This is a genomic window from Microbispora sp. NBC_01389, assembly GCF_045040095.1.
Taxonomy (GTDB): Bacteria; Actinomycetota; Actinomycetes; order Streptosporangiales; family Streptosporangiaceae; genus Microbispora.
Genome location: NZ_CP109552.1, coordinates 2,404,449 through 2,422,362 on the forward strand (window position 1 = coordinate 2,404,449; position 17,914 = coordinate 2,422,362).

The window sequence follows — 17,914 nt, forward strand, 5'->3', positions numbered from 1 at the left end:
GTAGAGCAGGCCACTGAGCCCGTCGACAAGATCGACCGGCAAGGGGCGTGCGCGCACCTTCGGCGTGTTCGTGTTCACGATTAAGGTCACTCTCCGGGCTTGGCTGGCAAGCCGTGGTCCTACGACGGCGGCCAGGGCTCCTCTGGATGGGTTTCAACCTTGGGGTGATTCATCCGCTATGTCGGATTCGACTGGGGCTGTCCAGCCTGTGCCGATGGGTCCAAGCGGACGACGTTGTGAGCCGATGTCGGCAGTGAAGAAGAAGGGAAGACTCAGCCGGGCCGGATAGCTCTGATGAGCTCCCGTTCTCAGCTGGGGTTACCGGCCCATGCGCCGCTACTTCCTCGACGCGGTCGCCGACGGCCGGGTGAACCCAATCACCGGCCGCACGCTCCGGTAGGACGCAACCGTGATCGGCCCGCATCGAGTGCACCGGGCCTCGACCATCTTGCCGTCGCCCACGACGATCCCGACATGGCCCGGTCGGCCCGGCGAACTACCCGGTCCGCTGTTGAAGAACACCAGATCGCCGGGCTGCTCCTGGTCAGCCGAAACGCGGACGCCGAACGGCCACTGCTCAAAAGTGATGCGGGGGATCCGCACCCCCGCGGCGGCGTACGCCTTCATCACCAGGCCCGAGTAGTCGAAGGAACTCGGACCCGTCGCGCCCCACCGGTACGGCTTGCCCGTCTGAGCCAGTGCGAACCCCACTATGTTCGCCACCACCCGGCAGCGCGACGATACGACACGCCCATGTGATCCTCGCACCGCATCTGCCGCAGAAGTACCTTGCTTAGCATCAGCCACTTGATCTGCACAAACGCGGAGAATGAACTCAGCGCACAGCTGCTCTTCGGCAGTGGTGACGATCTCTTCGGCTTTCCTCCTGGCTTCTGAGGGGTCCCACAACTGATCGCGTTGTAGGCGGCGTCGTAGGACCAGGTGACCTGCTTACCGTCGATGGTCGCGGTTCCCGTGACAGCCACCTTGTCCGCACCGATCTGTCCGGCTCGCGCGTTGAAGGACTGGTAGGCCTCACCCGAGGCCACGTCGGCCCCTACTGCGCGCCCCGCCGGCCGCTGGGTGCGGCCGTCGATTTCTACCTTGTGCACTTGGCTAACCGCCGTCCCGTGAGGCCGGGGCGTCGCTACTTGGTCGGGCGCCCGTATGTCTCAAGCAGGCGTAGCCAGATCTCGTTGACCGTGGGATAGGCGGGCACGGCGTGCCACAGCCGGTCGAGTGGTACCTCGCCGACGATCGCGATCGTCGCCGCCTGCAGCAACTCGCTCACGTCGGGACCGACGAAAGTCACGCCGAGCACGATCTTGCGCTTCTCGTCGACCACCATCCGAGCGGTTCCTGCGTAGCCGTCCGCACGCAAGCTCGCCCCGGGGACTTGGCCGATCTCGTAGTCGACCGTGCGGATCTCGTAGCCCGCCTCGCGCGCGGCCTGCGCCGTGAGCCCCACGGAGGCGACCTCCGGGTCGGTGAACGTGACCTGCGGCACCGCCTCATGGTCGGCGGTTGCGACGTGGGTGCCCCACTGGGCGTCCGAGACGGGCACCCCGGCCGCCCGGGCCGCGATGACATCGCCCGCCGCACGCGCCTGGTACTTACCCTGATGGGTGAACAGCGCCCGGCGCGTCACATCTCCGACGGCGTAAAGCCAGTCGAAGCCGGGCACGAGCATCGTGTCGTCGGTCTCGATCCACTCGCCAGGGGTGAGACCGATCGCGTCCAGGCCGATGTCCCGCGTACGCGGCGTACGGCCCGTCGCGACCAGTACCTCCTCAGCCGTGACCATGGAACCGTCCCCGGTCTCGACGACGACGTCGCCGCCCTCCGAACGGGTCACGCGCTTCGTCTCCGTGTCGAGCAGCACCGTCACCCCCTGTTCACGCAGCGCTTTCGTGACGAGTTCGCCGGCGAACGGCTCCATGCCGACGAGCAGACCGCTGCGCGAGATCAGAGTGACCGTCGTACCGAAACCCCCGTAGGCCGTCGCCATCTCGGCGGCGACCATGCCCCCACCGATGATGGCGAGACTCGCCGGCACGCTTCTGGTGCCCGTCACCTCCCGGCTCGTCCACGGGCGGGCATCGCGCAGGCCGTCGATGTCGGGGATGAGCGCGTCGGACCCGGTGGTCACAGACACGGCATGGCGTGCGGTGAGTACGGTCGTCGAGCCGTCCGGGGCCGTGACCGTGACCTCCTTCGGGGCCGTGATGCGGCCGTGTCCGCGCACGAGCGAGATGCCTGCGCCGTCTACCCACCGCACCTGGTCTTCGTCGGACCAGTTGCTCGTGAACGAGTCACGACGCGCGAGTACGGCCCGCACGTCGAGTTCGCCTGTCACGGCCTGGGCGGCGCCTGCGACCTGCCGGGCCGCCCTCAGCGCCTGAGCGGAGCGCAGCAGCGCCTTCGAGGGCATGCACGCCCAGTAGGCGCAGTCGCCCCCGACCAGCTCATGCTCGATCAACACGACGGTCAGGCCGCCCTGCACAGCGCGGTCGGCCATATTCTCACCGACCGGGCCGGCGCCTAGCACAATGAGGTCGTACTCGGTTGATTCCATTGTTGATGCCTCTTCTCGCAGTAGCAATCAATCGTGCTGAACCCGAAAGCTCGGAGGTCCGTACAAGCCTCTGATCTGCGCAGACACGTGAGTTTTTTGAGTAAGGTCCGCCTTTGACCACCAGTTGGCTCGAGACGCCAGGCGAAACGCTTAGAAGCCGAAATCGTCTCCGGCTTCGTTACCGGCGACGCTGTCGCCCGAGACGTTTTCGCCGCCGAAGTCGTTCACCATGAAGGCGATCGCGAGCTCCGACCCGATGACGTGGTCGAAGACTCTGAGGATGGAGCTTCCCATCGTGCTGCTGAAGCTCCAGTCGCCGTAGCTTCCGCCCAACATCCGCGTGAACATGCCGGGCGTGCGGGTCACCGTCTTTGCGAATGTTTCCGGCTGCGCATGCGCGGGCCGCTCGCGCGGTGTCGATGCCCTCTCAACGAACCGGTCGAACATCATGTCGCGCTGCTCGGGCGTGAGCTTCGCGAACGCCTCGGTGTGCGCCTGCTCGACCGTCTCGGGCGGGGCGGTGGCCAGCAGGTGTTCGTACCGTTCGATGGCGAGTTCGTCATCGGTGCGGGCACCTGTCGGGTGCTCACGGCCGACAACGCGATCGAAGAATCCCATGAGGTGCTCCTGCGCGAAGGACTGTTCGCGTGTATTCGTCTGGGGACGCGTCCGGTTGGCGTGCGTCGTTGCCGGGGAGGGCTGTGCCAACCGGCTGAATCGCCGGTCGGCATATTCATCGCGTCCGAGATGTGCCGGTGCCTGTCCCCGAATCCGTGATCAGCTGTGCATCACCGGAAGGGCCGGACTTATTGGGCCGAATGGCCGCTGAGTCGGTATCCGCCCTCGCCCAGCGTGCGCGTCATGTGCTCCGCGTACCACTGCGGCCAGTCAGCGTCATGCCTGCCGAGCTTCTCCTCGTGCAGGCCGTGCGCGTCCGCGGCGCGCTTGAGCGCGTCCAACAGGATGTCGATCGTTGACAGCGCCATCGCTGACTCCTCCACGCTCTCGCTCATCGTCCAGGGGCCCTTTTCTTGACTTCCTGCAGCATCCAGCCGTTGCCGTCCGGGTCGCTGAACGAGGCGAAGGACCCGTAGTCACCGCGATCCGGATGCGGGCCGGTCACCCGCTGCTCGTTTCCGATGTGATAAAACACGCCTCCCGCATCGTGGAACACCTCCGACACGTCGACGCCGCGCCCGACGAGATCGGCACGAGCCGCCTCGATGTCGAAGACGACGAGTTGCAGGCCCTGCAGCGAGCCCGGTGCGGCCGGCGTGATGCCGGTGCCGATGATGATCGAGGCCTCCGACCCGGGAGGCGTGAACTGCACCACCCGGAAGTCCTCACTGGCGACGTGGTCGATATCCATCCGGAACCCCAACGTCTCGTAGAAGCGCTTCGCCCGATCGACGTCGGAGACAGGAACTACCAGAACCTCGAGTTTCATATCCATGATCACAGATACCTTTCCCTCTGTTGCTCGTGCGTAATGGGATGCGGTCGGCTTTGACTTCTGGCTGTTGTGTCGCCGGAACGTCAAAGCCGGCGCTTGTGGATCCTCGAGCCCGGACGAGCACTACGAGCGCGCCCAGATCGACGCATTTACCGCGGTCCGGCTTCGCCACCGCGCCCGCGCCGGGCCGCGAGGCCCGAGTGCCCCACCGAGTCGGCGCGGCTCTGTCATGAAGAGCGAGGTGCCGGAGTCGGCGCCGACGATTTCGACCGGCCGGGTACCGGGCGCGGTGAAAAGCTGCAGAATGGCGTCAGCGCAGTGATCTGAACGCTGCTCGGATCTCGGCGCTGAAGAGCTTCGGCTCTTCCCACGCTGCGAAGTGACCGCCCTTGTCGACCTCGTTGAAATAGATCAGCTTGTGGTAGCTGCGCTCGGCCCAGCTTCGAGGCGCGCGGTAGATCTCACCAGGAAAGACCGTTATGGCAGCGGGGATGGAGATGTCCACGGCATTGAAGTTGTTCTCGTTGTTCTCCGAGTAGAGCTGGGCGGAAGAGACCGCGCTGTTGGTGAGCCAGTAGAGCGTGATGTCGTCGAGCATCTCGTCTTTGGTGAGCGACCGCTCGGGCTCGCCGCCGCTGTAAGTCCATTCGGCGAACTTGTCATACATCCAGGCGGCCAGGCCGACAGGTGAATCCGTCAGTCCGTAGCCCACGGTTTGCGGGCGGGTCACCATCATGATGGCGTAGCCACTGTTCTTCTTGTAGAGCCTGTCCAGTGATTCGAATGCGGCCTTTTCCTTGGGGGACAGCCCGGCCGGCGCGGGTTCGCCGTTGTTGAGGGCCTTCGCGATGTCCGGCGGCACGGTCGCAGGCATGTTGACGTGGATGCCGAGCAGTCCCGGAAACGCCCGACGCGCCATCTTGTCCGAGATCACCGAACCCCAGTCGCCGCCCTGGGACACATAGTGCTTGTATCCCAGACGCTTCATCAGCACGTCCCAGGCGAGCCCGATGCGGTCGGCATTCCAGCCAGTGGTCTTCGGCTTGCCCGAAAAACCGTAACCGGGCATCGAGGGCAGAACGAGATGGAAGGCATCCTCCGCGCGTCCTCCGAAGGCCGTGGGATCGGTGAGCGGGCCAATGACCTTCAGGAGTTCCAGGACCGAGCCCGGCCAGCCATGGGTCATGATCAGCGGCAGTGCGTTCGGATGACGAGAGCGGACGTGCGCGAACTGAATGTCGATTCCATCGATCTCCGTCATAAACTGCGGCAGGGCGTTCAGCTTCGACTCCACCTTCCGCCAGTCGTAGTCCGTCCCCCAGTAGTGGACGAGGTTCTGGAGCTTCGCCAACTTGACGCCCTGGGACTGATCGGTGACGGTCTCCCGGGCCGGCCACCGTGTCTCCGCGATGCGTCGGCGGAGATCAACGAGGTCCTTCGTCGGAACGTTGATGCGGAAAGGGCGGATCGCGTTGCCTTTGGGCCCTGCGGTCGGCTGTGGGGCAGAGCCGAAGGCAGTCGAGGTTGTTGCGGCAAGCGCGGCGGCGGCTGTGGTAGCAAGAAAGCCACGACGCGTGGGCGAAGGCATCTTTTCGGACATGGATCATTCTCCTCGGTGAATTGGCAGGTCAGCCGCCGCATCTTGGTTGACGCGGCGTAGAACGAATTGGGCTTTAGCTGACCCGGGCCGCCCTCGGAGCCCGCGTCGGTAGGTCTTTCATGGGGCCGGACAGGACTGAACTCATTGTTGTTGTCTGCGCCGCCGAACGAACCCGTGAAGAACCCTGGTCACCCCCCGGGGAGGAGCCCGGGGACACCGCGACCGCGACTCAGGGCAGCTGTGCGGGCGAGCGGAGCTGCCTTCGTGAGCTGATGCCGAGCTTGCCGAAGACCTTGCTCAGGTGCCATTCGACGGTGCGCGGGCTGAGAACAGCCGGGCGCCGATCTCCGGATTCGACAGACCCTCGCGGACGTGCCGGGCGATCTGGGCCTCTTGCGCGGTGTGTGCTCGGCGGTGCGCTTGCGGACCGTGTCACCGGCGGCTTGTAGCTCGCGGGCGGCACGTCGGCGAACTCCGCCATCCCCATCCCGACAAGGCCTGGCAGCAGGCCGAAGCCCGTATGGACCAGGGGAAGATCGGCCATCCCAGCCGGGGCAAGCAGACCTTCGCCGAGTACGTGAAGAACATCTGGCTCCCTAACCACCAGGTGGAGCCGTCGACCATGCAGAGCTACACGTACACGCTGAACAGGCACATCCTGCCGACCTTCGGCCCCATGCGAATGGTCGACATCCTTCCCGAGCACGTCAGGGCGTGGATCGCCAAGCTGAAGGAGGACGGCGTCAAGGCGCCGACCATCAAGTACGCCAAGGTCCTGCTCAGCGTCATCTTCACAACCGCGCTCAACGACCAGGTGACGTACATCCACCCCGGCCGGGGTGTGCGAACGCCGACCGTTGCTGTGAAACCCCGGACTGTGATCACGCCCGAGCAGTTCGACGTGCTCTATCAGGCCCTGCCCGACAGCGACACGCAGTTGCTCGTCGAGACCGCGATCGAGACTGGGCTTCGGTGGGGAGAGCTATCCGAACTTCGAGTGAAGGACCTCAACACGAGAACCCGGATCCTGACCGTGAGCCGCGCAGTGGTCGAGGTCAACCCGAAGTTCCACCCGGACGGCGGGCGCTTCATTGCCAAGGAGTACCCCAAGGACAAGGAGTTCCGTCGGTTCAAGCTGAGCCGGCAGATGGTCGACAAGCTCGAGGAGCACATCAGGAGCGAAGGCCTGGAGCGCGACGACCTGTTCTTCACCTGGAAGCATGTTCCGCAGGCTCGTTCGCGGACCAAAGCGCTTCTCGACGTGGACACGCTCGGCTGGACCAAGCCGAACGAGAACGGCAAGACGTACAAGCACGGAACGTTGTCCGCCTACAACGCGGGAAAGTGCCGCTGCGAGTACTGCCGCGCTGCTTTCGCGCAGTACCGGGCGAAGCGCCGAGGCGAGGAAGGGAAGGACACCCCACGCCAGCCTCGGCAGCGCGACACCGACGGCCACATCCCGGCCGACTGGTTCCGACGGCAGGTCTGGAAGCCCGCGCTGAAGGAAGCCGACTTGGGGATCCACGTGCGCATGTTGAGTCGGCCCGGGGCGCGGTATTGGTGTTGCCACCAGCCCGTTTCCCCGGACCGCTCGCCGAACCCGCCGTACCGATCTCTCGGTAACGGGCTCTCCACGGCGTCTGCCGTCAGGCGGGGTTCGTGGTGGGCCATGGGGATGGGATCTTGTTGCCCCGGTAGGTGTAACGGGAGACCGTCACCTTCTCGATCCGGAAGAACTCGATCCCGCCCGCTGCGATGCGCCACCGCCCGGTGGCGGCGGTCAGTTGGCGGCGGAGTTGACCCCAATTCCAGACCGGGCGTCACCAGCAGATCGAGATTCCCTTGGTGTCGGCGCAGCGGTTCCAGCACGATCTGCACACGGTGGCCTGCCGGTGTGGTGCGGTGCATAGCGCGCCTCGGCCGGAAGGGGTGCCGGAGGCCGCGGTCAGCTTTGGGGTGAAGCTGCAGACGTTGTGCGTGTACCTGATGGTCGCCCACGCGATTCCGGTGCAGCGCTGCGCGGAGCTGGTCGAGTCGCTGACCGGCGCGAAGCCGTCGCAGGGGTTCGTGCACGGGCTGCTGAAGCGTGCCGCCGCCGCGGTCGCCGCCGCCAACAGGCGCATCTGGATGCTGCTCACCCTCGCCTACGCGGTCTGCTGTGACGAGACACCGATCCGGGTCGGGCCCAAGAAGGTCAAGAAGTACCTGATGGTCGCCTGCGATCGTCTGTACACCTGGTACCTGCTGGGGGATCGTAGCCTGGACACCTTCGAGCAGGTCATCCCGCATCTGGGCGGGGTCATCGTGCATGACCGGTACCAGAACTACGACTCGGCCCGGCTCGGCTCGCACACCCATCAACTCTGTGCGGCCCACCTACTTCGTGATCTTGAGGATTGTGTCGAGACCTACCCGGGCCGGCACTGGCCCGAGCAGATCCAGCGCGCCCTGCGCGGGCTGATCCACGAGGCCAACCTCGCCCGGAAGGCCGGCGCCGCGCAGATCGACCCGCGGGTCAAGGCCGGCCTGATCAGAGGGTTCCGGCACGGGGTCCTGGTCGGCCTGTCGGAAGTCCACCGCCTGCCCGGCGGCAAGCAGGTCAAGCAGCCGATCGGCCGCCTGCTGCTGGAAGTCCTGCGCGGCCGCGAGAACGACGTGTTGCGCTTCGCCCACGATCTGAACGTCCCGCCCACCTCCAACCAGGCAGAACGTGACGTCCGCCCGGCCAAGACCCAGCAGAAGATCTCCGGTCGGCTCCGCTCGGAGCGGGCCACCGAACACCGGTACGCCATCCGCGGCTACCTGTCCACCGCCGTTAAACACGGCAGCAACGCGGTCGCCGTCATCCATGACGCTCTACTCGGCCGCCCCTGGATGCCACCCGGCCCGGCAACACCCTGACCCAGCCCCACACGCTGTAACCCCGCACACCCACACACGATCACACAAGGTGATCACTCAACGTCGAAATGCGCTTGGGCTGAATGCTTACGCACAGGTCTGGGCGGCCGCCATCTCCCGCGATACGCCCAGGGGATGGCCGAACACGTGTCGTCGACAACAGGCACCTGGCGTTCAATCTCGCAGGAACACCGGCCAGGCCCCGGATACGCCCAGGACCTGGGCGTATCTCAAAAGTCTCCGAGGCCCTTCTCCGCCGGGCGGTCATCCAACTGCTACCCGAATCGTCGGCCGTTGCGTCCCACCCGACGATTCACAACCGGTGCGGTGATGGTCACGGGGATCCCAGAGGGAGCCTGGGCGCCCGTGATACGTCTTAGTTCGGCCTCACCCGAACGGACCTGACTGGTCTGCGGGACGATACCGGCGTCGGCCATCAGGCGAGTCATGGCACGGCGCTGGTTGGGCAGGACGAGGGTGACGACGCTGCCGGACTCGCCGGCGCGGGCGGTGCGGCCGCCGCGGTGCAGGTAGTCCTTGTGGTCGCTTGGCGGGTCGATGTTGACGACGAGGTCGAGGTTGTCGACGTGGATGCCGCGGGCTGCGACGTTGGTCGCCACCAGCACCGTGACGTGGCCGGTCTTGAACTGGGCGAGGGTGCGGGTTCGCTGGGGCTGGGACTTGCCCCCGTGCAGCGCGGCGGCGCGTACGCCGCTGTCCAGTAGCTTTTCGGTGAGCCGATCCACGGCGTGCTTGGTGTCCAGGAACATGATCACCCTGCCGTCGCGAGCAGCGATCTCCACAGTGGTGGCCTGCTTGTCGGCGCCTTGAATGTGCAGCACGTGGTGCTCCATCGTGGTGACCGCGCCCGCCGAGGGGTCAACCGAATGGACCACCGGGTCGGTCAGGTACCGGCGTACCAGCAGGTCGACGTTGCGGTCCAAAGTGGCGGAGAACAGCATCCGCTGGCCCCCGGGGCGCACCTGGTCGAGCAGATGGGTGATCTGAGGCATGAAGCCCATGTCGGCCATCTGGTCGGCCTCGTCCAGCACGGTGATGCCGACCTGATCGAGGCGACAGTCGCCGCGCTCGATGAGATCTCTGAGCCGTCCCGGGGTCGCGACGACGACCTCGGCACCACCGCGCAGCGCTTGGGCCTGCCGGCTGATCGACATACCGCCGACGACGGTGGCCAGCCGCAGCTTCAGTGACCGGGCGTACGGGGCGAGCGCGTCGGTGACCTGTTGGGCCAGCTCCCGAGTGGGAACGAGGATCAGGGCCAGCGGCTGCCGCGATTCGGCGCGTTGCCCGGCGGTGCGGACGAGCAAGGCCAGGCCGAAGGCGAGCGTCTTGCCCGACCCGGTGCGCCCCCGCCCCAGGACATCCCGGCCTGCCAGGGAGTTCGGCAGCGTGGCCGCCTGGATCGGGAACGGTTCCTTCATACCCAGGCTGGTAAGCATCTTCGTCAGCGCGGGCGGCATGTTCAGTTCGGCGAATGTCGCGGCTGCCGGCAGGGCCGGGGTGACGGTGACAGGCAGTGCGAACTCCCCCTGGAGCGCGGCGGGACGCCGCCCGTGACCACCGGAACGCCGGGGGGTGCCTGAACGGCCCAGAGCCGGCGAGCCGGATCGGTCGCCCCTGCCGGGGTTGGCAGAGCCGCCCGTGTGGGTGGGGGAGTAGCGGTCGTGCTTGCGAGTTGCATGGTTCATACAGAAACTTCCTCGATGCGGCACGTGTCAAGGATTCTCGGCGCGATGAGCGGCGTAAGAATGGCGACACGAGCCGAAGAAAAACGAGCCGAGCCGACGGAAAACAGCCTGGCGCGTGTGTCGAAATCGTCGGCATTCGCCGAGAAGAACGGCGGCTGGGATGCCGATCAGAGAGCTGGAGCGAACTTATGCCCGAACCGGAGCCATTAGTGGTCCATCCGGTGTGCGGCGGAAGAACAGACAGGTTTGTTAGGCCGTCACGGCGCATCGGGTACCACGAAAGCAGCGCGCTGGGGCCCACACCTTACGGCGCGGGCCCCAGCTGCGTGGTGCGTCAGTGTCAGGCGGCGACGATGTTCTCGGCCTGGGGGCCCTTTTGGCCCTGGGTGACGTCGAAGGTCACCTTCTGGCCCTCTTGCAGCTCGCGGTAGCCGCCCTGAGAGATGATGTTGGAGTAGTGCGCGAAGACGTCGGCGCCGCCGCCGTCCTGCTCAATGAAGCCGAAGCCCTTTTCCGCGTTGAACCACTTCACGATGCCAGAAGCCATGTTGATCTCCTTTTGATAGGTGTGGCCGAAATCCGCACTGTCACGAATTCCGCGTTGCCGCGATAGAGGCCCACCCGGAGAAGACCGGCAAACAAAAAAATGCACCTGACGCTACATACCGTCAGGCGCACACAAGTTCATCATGGGTACCACAACTGCAACTACATCCAACCTAGCACACCTGAGGCGTGATAGGCACCCCGCCGCTCTCCGCCTGGGCGAATCGCATCCGCGCGGCGCCCCACCCCGCCTCCGCATCTCGGCCCAGCGCTCCCGAAGCTGCGGCGAGGGGGCAAAGCCAGGTTTGATCCTTTCCGTTCCGTCTGATGCGGTTTCAGGTGCCTCACCGGCGAATTCACTCCCACCTGGCGCGGCGCATAACCCGAAGCAAACGGAACACGCAGGATCAAACACCCTCTAAGGCGGTCGTACGGCTCCGGCGTGGTCGCTGCGGGACATCGGGGCGATCTGCACGCGACTGCCGGTGCGCGGGGCGTGGACCATCTTCCCCTCGCCGATGTAGAGGCCCACGTGATGGATCGTGCTGGGATTGTGGGGGTTGTAGGCGAAGAACACCAGGTCACCTGGTTGGAGCTGCGAGCGGTCGACGTGCTTACCGGAGTGCCATTGCGGGCCGGTGGAGGAGCCGATGCCGACTCCTGCCTTGCTCCACGCGTACTCCGTGAGGCCGCTGCAGTCGAAGCCCTTGGTTCCGGCCCCGCGGCCGGTGCCGAAGCTCGGCCCGCCTGGTCCGCCGCCACCCCAGGAGTAGGGAACGCCGATCATGTGTAGCGCGGCTCTGACCGCGATCGCACCTCGGCCGGACGGGAGCATGAGCGGCGCATCGCCGTCAGTGGGATCGCCCAGCTGGGATTTCAGTTCCCTGCATAGTTGGCCGGCGACGGTAGTCACGATGTCGTCGGCGCGCTTCTTGATCTCGTCCGGGTCGAGTTGCTCGCCTGAGTCCTGGCTGGCCAGGTCTCTGGTGATACTGGCGACGAGCTCGTCACGTGGAACGCTGAGCCCGGCTGCGGCTTGAATACTGACCCGGATGTCGTCGCTCGTGGCCGTGTCCACGGCTGCTCGCCTGGGCGATCCGCTCTTCCACAGCAGGGCGACCAGCGCCTTGGCGCGCGGTTCGTGCTTGGCGTAGGCGTCGCGCAGGTCCTCACGGGGGTGCTGGACGAGCGCCGCGGTCTGGGTGAGCGGCATGTGCTCCCAGTCGGGGATCTCGACCAGGCGCGTGTAGAAGGAGCGGGCCGCGTGAGAGGGGTCGGTGACTTGCTGCTTCGTCCCCCAGCCTTGGGACGGCTGCTGCTGGAACAAACCGTACGAGCCGGTGCCTGTCCTTAAATTGGTAAGACCGCTTTCCTGAATCGTGGTGCCGAGGGCGATCTCGGCGGCTCGCCTGGGCAGTCCCAGTTTGGTGGCGACGTTAATGATCTCCTGGGCGTTCGCGATCTGCTGTGAGGAGAGGCCGAAGCGGGCGACGGGCACCCGCTGTACCGCGTCAGGTGGGGCGGCGTAGGCGCAGATCGCGGCTCGGAGCTTGGCCGTGTCGCGGGCGGTGAAGGCGTACTTGGCTCCGCCGCCGATTCCGGCGATGACGACGACGCCGCATACCAGGCAACCGCCGGCCGCGATGAATTTGCCGGCTCCGAGCTCTGCGATCAAGGGCGCGCCTCCTGGCCGAAGTGGCGCGCGAGTTCGGCGAGGTGGAGCCGTCCTTCCGTCCGGTTGCCCGGTAGCCATATCGCCTCGTGCGGTTCCTGGCCTTGGGTCGCGGTGGCGACGGGCACCGACACGAGAGAGCCACGAAGGCGCAGCCGGTCATGCAGGTTGGCTTCCCGGCGCGAGGTGCTGGTCAGGAACAGGACGGGGGTGTCGATCCCGCTGGCGGCGGCGAGTGAGGCGTAGCCGCGGAGCTTGGCGGCGACTCGGTCGAGTGTTTCGGTGCCGGTGTCGTATTCGAGGAAGAAGTCCAGGGTGAGGCTGTTCTCGGTCCATCGGCCGTAGGCGTCGGGGCGCGCGTGTTTGCCCCACATGGCCTTGCACCGCGTCTCAGTCCACCAGGTGTGCAGGCGGCAACCATTCATATGGCGGGCGTGGCCGGACAGGGCGGCGAAGACGCCGTTGACGCCCACGGTGTGCGCGAGTCGCTGGCTGTATGCGATCGCGAGAGTCTGGCCGCGCCGATACCCGAATTCGGGCAGGGGGACGCCGTCCTCGTGGGCCAGGACGGCGGCGCCGGCCTCTCCCAGGACGTAGTGCCAGGGCGCTGAGCCGAGCGGCGGCCGGGGGCGGAAGCGGTCGAGCGCGCCGAGGCGGTTCAGCTTGACCAGGCGGTGGCGGCCGGTGTGGTCGTTGTCGAACGCCACCTGCAGGAGTTGGTGGGTGGTCAGGACCTCATGCGTCCAGACCATGCGGAGCAGGCGCCGGTCGTGGTCGCTGAGCCGGATGACGAGCGAGTCGAGAACGCGCGGCGTGTAGTGCTGGTTCATGATCCTCCTCTGGGTTGCGTGCGGGGGTCTCCTTCTGACAGGGGGTCGGTGGATGCGGGGTGGCGCCCGTGGGCTCGAGCGGCGGCGAGCCGTACGCGTGCGGCGAGGCCGGGGTCGGGGTCGGGCAGTGGCCGGGTGCGCAGGGTGAAGGGCGGGACCTCCGCGGAGCGCACCACGAGACGTGCGGCGGCCTGGAAGGCGTCCAGGTTGGCCAGGTCATGCGCGGTCAGGTACGGGCTGAAGTGGTGCTCGACCTCGCGGGCGTCCTCCGGGGAGAGCGAGAAGTACACCTTGTTGCGGGCGTCGGAGCTGATCGCCTGACGTAGGTCGCGGGGGAGCTGGGCCAGGTGCTGGTGGGCGAGCACCATCGACAGCCGATACGCGCGGGCCTCGGCGAGCATCTCGCTGAGCGTGTGCGGCAGGTTGAGGAAATTCTGCGTCTCGTCGACGTACAGGGCGGCGGGCGAACGGGCGTGTCCGAGCCTCGCCCTGCGGGCGGCGGCCTGCCAGACCTGGGCGAGGATCAGTGAACCCAGGAGCCGGGCGCTGTCGTCGCCGAGGACGCCCTTGGGCAGGCGGGCGAGCAGGATTCCGCCGTCCAGGACGTCGCCGAGGTCGAAGGTCGACTTCGCCGAGCCGATGACGCTGCGGACGAACGGCCGGAGCAGGAAGGCCCGCAGCTTGTTCATGATCGGCGCGGTGACATGGGCCTGGGCCTGCTCTGACAGGTTGTCGTACCAGTGCCAGAAGCCCAGCAGGAATCCGTCGTTGAGCGCTTCGACGAGTTCGGCGCGGTACGCCGAGTTCGTGAGCAGCAGCGGGACGTCGGCGAGGGTGCCGCCGTGGTGCGCGAGCGTGAGCGCGCAGCCGCGCAGGATGTCGTCGGTGCGTGGTCCCCAGTAGTCGGCGTAGATCTTGTGGAAGATGCCGACGAGGTTGTCCACGCCGATCTCGCTGGAACCGCCGAGCACGTTCAGCGCCGGCCAGGGGTTCCGGTCGTCGGGATCGATGAGCACGACCTTGTCGGCTGCCTGCTCGGGGATGAGCCCGAGTAGGTCGGTGATCAGGTCTCCCTTGGCCTCGATGACGGCGACGCCGCGACCGTCCTCGATGTCGGAGAGGATCATCTGAGCAAGCAGCGTGCTTTTGCCGGTGCCATTGGGCCCCATGACGTGCAGGTGATGGCAGGAGTCGGCCACGCGTAGTGCGACCGGCCGTAGGTGTCCGGCGTCGGAGAAGCCGAGGCCCTTGCCCGTCGATGCGATCGCCGGTGGGGGTGGTACGGATCTCGCTCCGGCCCGGCTCAGACCGGGTACGGCGGCGTCCAGGGGAAGGTGCGCGAGCGCGGCGAGTTCGGGGACCGACAGCAGGAACCCGCGCCCGAGCCGCCGCGACGCCAAGCGCGCGGCGGGCAGGGCGAGCCGGCGCCGTTCCAGCCGGTTGTGCCCGGCGAACAGGGCGAACGACGAGGCGATGGCATGCGCCCGGCCCCGGATGGTGTTCCGCCGGGCCTCGCGGGCCTGCTTGCGGTCACGCTCGTCACCCGACGCGGGCTCGTCTGCCTGTACGGCGTAGCGGATCGGCAGCAGCTCGCTCCGGGCGATCACCAGGTGTCCGCCGGTCGCCTGCCCGGTCAGCGGGACCGGCGGGGCCGCCTCCACAACGGCTGTACGCGCGGACGGCCAGGCGGACTCGACTGCGTGTTCCACCAGGTGCTGGGGGACGGTGCCGGGGACCCACAGCCGGATCCGTACGCCGCCGACGTCGAAGGCGTACTCGAAGGCCAGGTGCGGCTGGCCGAACAGCAGGCGCTTCCAGGCCGGGCGCAGCAGCCCCATCAAGTTGGTCCACAGAGCCTCGGCGCCGGCCATGTCCGCTGCCGGCGGAGCGAGGATCTCCACACACCGTGCCCCCCTCAACGCGGCGCGGTGGCGCAGCCGTACGACCAGGGCGTTGAGTAGTTCGAGGACGATCGCGGCGGCCGAGAGCCCGAAGGTGAGCTGCCAGACGTTGGCATTCACCCAACCCAGCAGCCAGTCGATGAAGGCGTCCGGGTTGTAGAGGAGGTCCTGAATCATCGGGCTTCACCGGTCCTGCCCTGGTAGGTGATGCTGGGCTGGTGCCGAGGATCGAGACATCGTGGGGTCCGTGGGAGTCGGCGCCGCTGGCCGAAGTGATCGCGTTGTTCCGGAATCTGGCCGCTCCGTGGTGGGTGAGCGGCGGGTACGCGATCGAACTGGCCGTCGGCCGCTCCTTCCGGGAGCACGGGGATATGGACATCGCGGTGCTGCGCCGTGACCAACTGGCCGTACGCGCACTGCTGGCCGACTGGGATGTACACGCGGCTGACCCGCCGGGAACGCTGCGACCCTGGCCGGTCGGCGAGGTGCTGCCAGACCACGTGCACGACATCTGGGTGCGTGAGCAGCCCGGCGCGCCGTGGCGGCTTCAGGTGATGCTGGACGATGCCGAGGGCGAGACCTGGGTGTACCGGCGTGACGCACGGATCCGCCGCCCGCTGTCGACGCTGACAATCCGAGAAGACGGTGTCGCGCGGATCGCGCCCGAGGTGCAGTTGCTGTTCAAGGCCAAGAACTCGCGCTCCAAGGACGAGCGCGACTTCGCCGAGGTCCTGCCCATCCTGGACGCCGTACGGCGCCGTTGGCTGGACGAGGCACTCGCGATCGAGTACGGCGACCACCCGTGGCGTGAGCGCCTGCGGACGAACCAGCCATTGGTTGAATGAGGCGTTCACAGATCGTCCTCCACGTACTCGGCGAGTTCTTGAGGGGAGGAGGTCACGAGGCGGTGTTCCTGCTCGCTGGCCAACACCTGGAAGGCACCCTGGAGGCGCCGGAGTCGGCGGCCAGGAGGCCGAAGCCGCGGTCGGCTGACAGTAGGAGCTGACGTTCGCCATCGGACAGGCGGAAGGCGTCGGCGACTCTGTCAATGGCCTGAGGTGCCTGGCGGAGCAGGATCTGGGTGGAGGAGTTGGCGATGATCGCCTGCCCGATGTCGGAGCCGAGCAGGTCGGCGGCATCCTGAGTGACCACCGACAGACCGGCCCAGTGCTTGCGAGCACTCTTGGCCATCCTCAGCAGGAACTTCGCGCCCTCAGGGTCACGCATGAGCAGCCACGCCTCATCGACCACGACGAGGCGGGGGCGGCGGTTACCCGGGTCGGAGACGCGCCGCCAGACCGCGTCCAGGGTCAGCAGCGTGCCGACCGCCTTGAGCTCATCGGGCAGATCCCGCAGGGAGAAGACGATCAGATGGGAGTCGGGCCGGGTGCTGGTCGGGCCGTCGAAGAGCCGGCGATGGCTTCCAGTGACGTACGGCGCGAGCCCGGCGGCGATCTCCGCCGCCGCAGGATCACCATCATCGGTAAGCATGCTTACCAGATCGCTCATCAGTGGCGGTCGGCGTTTCCAGGTGCGCGGGTCGAAGGTGATCCCGGCCTGCTTGTAAGCGGAGATGATGGCCCGATCCAGGGCAGCCTTGCCGCCCCTGCCCAGCGGGCCGCCGAGCATGACCGCGATCAGCGCGTGCAGGAACAACGACCGACGGGTAAGCGGATCCCCCTCGCGATCGGTGGTGCTCCGCCCGGTGGGGACTGGAAGGTCGAAGGGGTTGAGGCGGACATTCGGTGCGCCGAGGTGGAGGTAGGCGCCGCCGACTGCGGCGCACAGGCGGGCGTATTCGTCTTCGGGGTCGATGACGGCGACCTCGACCCCGGTGTAGAGGGAGCGCAGTGCTTCCAGCTTGGCCAGGTAGGACTTCCCGCCGCCCGAACAGCCCAGGATGGTCGAGTTGTGGTTGGGCTGGGCGAAGCGGTCCCAGGCCACGAGGGAGGCGCTGGCCGCGTTCGCGCCGTACAGCACGGTGGTCGGGCCGAGGTCGGCGGTCAGGTCGGGACTCGTGAAGGGGAAGGCCGCCGCGAGCGCCGGGGTGTCGAAGGTGCGGCGCAACTGCAGGTTGTCGTATGCCACGGGCAGCGCCGACACCCAGCCTTGGAGTTGCCGGAAGGTCGCAACTCGCGCGTTCAGCAGGAGGGAGGCGGCCAGGGCCCGGACCTGGGCGCAGGCGTCCTCCAACTCCTCGGCGGTGGTGGCGTGGACGGTGAGGTAGATCGAGGTGCGGAACAGCTTGGCCTGGCCGCGCGCGAGCCGGGAGGCCAGCTCCTGGGCGTCTTCGGCGGCGACCTCCGCGCTGGGGTCGATGAGCCGGCCGTGCTGCTGGTCGCTGCGCAGGCCGGATTCCAGGCGGGCGAGCTGTTTGCGCAGCCGGTCGGAGGCGACCAGGGACGGTACGGGGTCGACGTGGAAGGACACATCCAGCCGGCCGGGGTAGGTGAGCAGGGGTTCCAGCCAGCCGGGTGTGACCTCACGGGGGTAGCCGGTGACGGCAAGCGTCGCGCAATGGTTGTCGCCGACCTGCAGGCTCCGGGGCTGGACCTCGACCGCGTCGGGGCCGAACCCTTGCGCGCGCTGTGTCGTGCGGCGGAAGGCGAACTTCACCAGCGTTCTCCTCTCGTGATGACCTGATCCGGGGCCGCCATCGATGCGGCGGGCAGCGGCGGAGCCGCCGGGTCGAAGCAGGCGGCCAGCACCGCGCTTGTGGCGGGGGTA

15 protein-coding genes are annotated in these 17,914 nt (G+C 67.1%); 3 read left to right on the forward strand and 12 right to left on the reverse strand.

The genetic code is table 11. The features are described 5' to 3' along the window. Positions 1–336 precede the first annotated feature (336 nt). The 6 genes from OG344_RS10770 to OG344_RS10795 all read right to left on the reverse strand — a co-directional run bounded on the left by OG344_RS10770 (position 337) and on the right by OG344_RS10795 (position 5,628). Positions 337–723: a C40 family peptidase gene (locus OG344_RS10770; protein WP_405088095.1), complete on the reverse strand. Its 387-nt coding sequence runs from the start codon at positions 721–723 to the stop codon at positions 337–339. Positions 724–1,147: 424 nt separating this feature from the next. Continuing rightward, a complete protein-coding gene (locus tag OG344_RS10775) occupies positions 1,148–2,575 on the reverse strand; it encodes a dihydrolipoyl dehydrogenase family protein (RefSeq protein WP_405088096.1) in 1,428 nt (475 codons plus the stop codon). Between the two features lie 150 nt (positions 2,576–2,725). After that, positions 2,726–3,193, reverse strand: a complete 468-nt coding sequence (locus OG344_RS10780) for a hypothetical protein (protein ID WP_405088097.1) — start codon at positions 3,191–3,193, stop codon at positions 2,726–2,728. A 188-nt stretch (positions 3,194–3,381) separates the two neighbouring features. After that, positions 3,382–3,561, reverse strand: coding sequence for a hypothetical protein (locus tag OG344_RS10785; RefSeq protein WP_405088098.1), 180 nt, complete (start codon positions 3,559–3,561; stop codon positions 3,382–3,384). 23 nt (positions 3,562–3,584) lie between these two features. After that, on the reverse strand, positions 3,585–4,022 hold the full coding sequence (locus OG344_RS10790) for a VOC family protein (protein ID WP_405088099.1): 438 nt from the start codon (positions 4,020–4,022) through the stop codon (positions 3,585–3,587). Positions 4,023–4,338: 316 nt separating this feature from the next. Further along, entirely contained in the window at positions 4,339–5,628 is a 1,290-nt protein-coding gene (locus OG344_RS10795) for an epoxide hydrolase family protein (RefSeq protein WP_327049112.1), read from the reverse strand. Between the two features lie 520 nt (positions 5,629–6,148). Here OG344_RS10795 and OG344_RS10800 point away from each other — a divergent pair. Continuing rightward, on the forward strand, positions 6,149–7,588 hold the full coding sequence (locus OG344_RS10800; protein WP_405088100.1) for a tyrosine-type recombinase/integrase: 1,440 nt from the start codon (positions 6,149–6,151) through the stop codon (positions 7,586–7,588). After that, a complete protein-coding gene (gene tnpC, locus OG344_RS10805; RefSeq protein ID WP_405088101.1) occupies positions 7,474–8,529 on the forward strand; it encodes an IS66 family transposase in 1,056 nt (351 codons plus the stop codon). The genes OG344_RS10800 and tnpC overlap by 115 nt, the downstream gene beginning before the upstream one ends. 275 nt (positions 8,530–8,804) lie before the next feature. Here tnpC and OG344_RS10810 read toward each other — a convergent pair whose 3' ends face one another. From OG344_RS10810 to OG344_RS10830, 5 genes are all read right to left on the reverse strand, one after another. Then, positions 8,805–10,238: a DEAD/DEAH box helicase gene (locus tag OG344_RS10810; protein WP_405089071.1), complete on the reverse strand. Its 1,434-nt coding sequence runs from the start codon at positions 10,236–10,238 to the stop codon at positions 8,805–8,807. Between the two features lie 340 nt (positions 10,239–10,578). Next, entirely contained in the window at positions 10,579–10,785 is a 207-nt protein-coding gene (locus tag OG344_RS10815) for a cold-shock protein (protein WP_405088102.1), read from the reverse strand. Between the two features lie 417 nt (positions 10,786–11,202). Further along, positions 11,203–12,459, reverse strand: coding sequence for a C40 family peptidase (locus tag OG344_RS10820; protein WP_405088103.1), 1,257 nt, complete (start codon positions 12,457–12,459; stop codon positions 11,203–11,205). After that, positions 12,456–13,286: a replication-relaxation family protein gene (locus tag OG344_RS10825; RefSeq protein ID WP_405088104.1), complete on the reverse strand. Its 831-nt coding sequence runs from the start codon at positions 13,284–13,286 to the stop codon at positions 12,456–12,458. Before OG344_RS10825 ends, OG344_RS10820 begins: the two co-directional genes overlap by 4 nt. Then, on the reverse strand, positions 13,283–15,364 hold the full coding sequence (locus OG344_RS10830) for a TraM recognition domain-containing protein (protein ID WP_405088105.1): 2,082 nt from the start codon (positions 15,362–15,364) through the stop codon (positions 13,283–13,285). The genes OG344_RS10825 and OG344_RS10830 overlap by 4 nt, the downstream gene beginning before the upstream one ends. A 41-nt stretch (positions 15,365–15,405) precedes the next feature. On the opposite strand from OG344_RS10830, the gene OG344_RS10835 reads away from it, so the two are divergent. Further along, positions 15,406–16,032, forward strand: a complete 627-nt coding sequence (locus OG344_RS10835) for a nucleotidyltransferase domain-containing protein (RefSeq protein WP_405088106.1) — start codon at positions 15,406–15,408, stop codon at positions 16,030–16,032. Between the two features lie 52 nt (positions 16,033–16,084). On the opposite strand, the gene OG344_RS10840 is transcribed toward OG344_RS10835, so the two are convergent. Continuing rightward, a complete protein-coding gene (locus OG344_RS10840; RefSeq protein WP_405088107.1) occupies positions 16,085–17,803 on the reverse strand; it encodes a VirB4 family type IV secretion system protein in 1,719 nt (572 codons plus the stop codon). Between the last annotated feature and the right edge of the window lie 111 nt (positions 17,804–17,914).

What these genes read in the sequence shown, in the direction of transcription:
- OG344_RS10775 (WP_405088096.1), bottom strand. Translation starts at nt 2,575, where the DNA reads ATGGAATCAACCGAGTACGACCTCATTGTGCTAGGCGCCGGCCCGGTC.
- OG344_RS10780 (WP_405088097.1), bottom strand. Translation starts at nt 3,193, where the DNA reads ATGGGATTCTTCGATCGCGTTGTCGGCCGTGAGCACCCGACAGGTGCC.
- OG344_RS10785 (WP_405088098.1), bottom strand. Translation starts at nt 3,561, where the DNA reads ATGGCGCTGTCAACGATCGACATCCTGTTGGACGCGCTCAAGCGCGCC.
- OG344_RS10790 (WP_405088099.1), bottom strand. Translation starts at nt 4,022, where the DNA reads ATGAAACTCGAGGTTCTGGTAGTTCCTGTCTCCGACGTCGATCGGGCG.
- OG344_RS10795 (WP_327049112.1), bottom strand. Translation starts at nt 5,628, where the DNA reads ATGTCCGAAAAGATGCCTTCGCCCACGCGTCGTGGCTTTCTTGCTACC.
- OG344_RS10800 (WP_405088100.1), top strand. Translation starts at nt 6,149, where the DNA reads ATGGACCAGGGGAAGATCGGCCATCCCAGCCGGGGCAAGCAGACCTTC.
- OG344_RS10810 (WP_405089071.1), bottom strand. Translation starts at nt 10,238, where the DNA reads ATGAACCATGCAACTCGCAAGCACGACCGCTACTCCCCCACCCACACG.
- OG344_RS10815 (WP_405088102.1), bottom strand. Translation starts at nt 10,785, where the DNA reads ATGGCTTCTGGCATCGTGAAGTGGTTCAACGCGGAAAAGGGCTTCGGC.
- OG344_RS10825 (WP_405088104.1), bottom strand. Translation starts at nt 13,286, where the DNA reads ATGAACCAGCACTACACGCCGCGCGTTCTCGACTCGCTCGTCATCCGG.
- OG344_RS10830 (WP_405088105.1), bottom strand. Translation starts at nt 15,364, where the DNA reads ATGATTCAGGACCTCCTCTACAACCCGGACGCCTTCATCGACTGGCTG.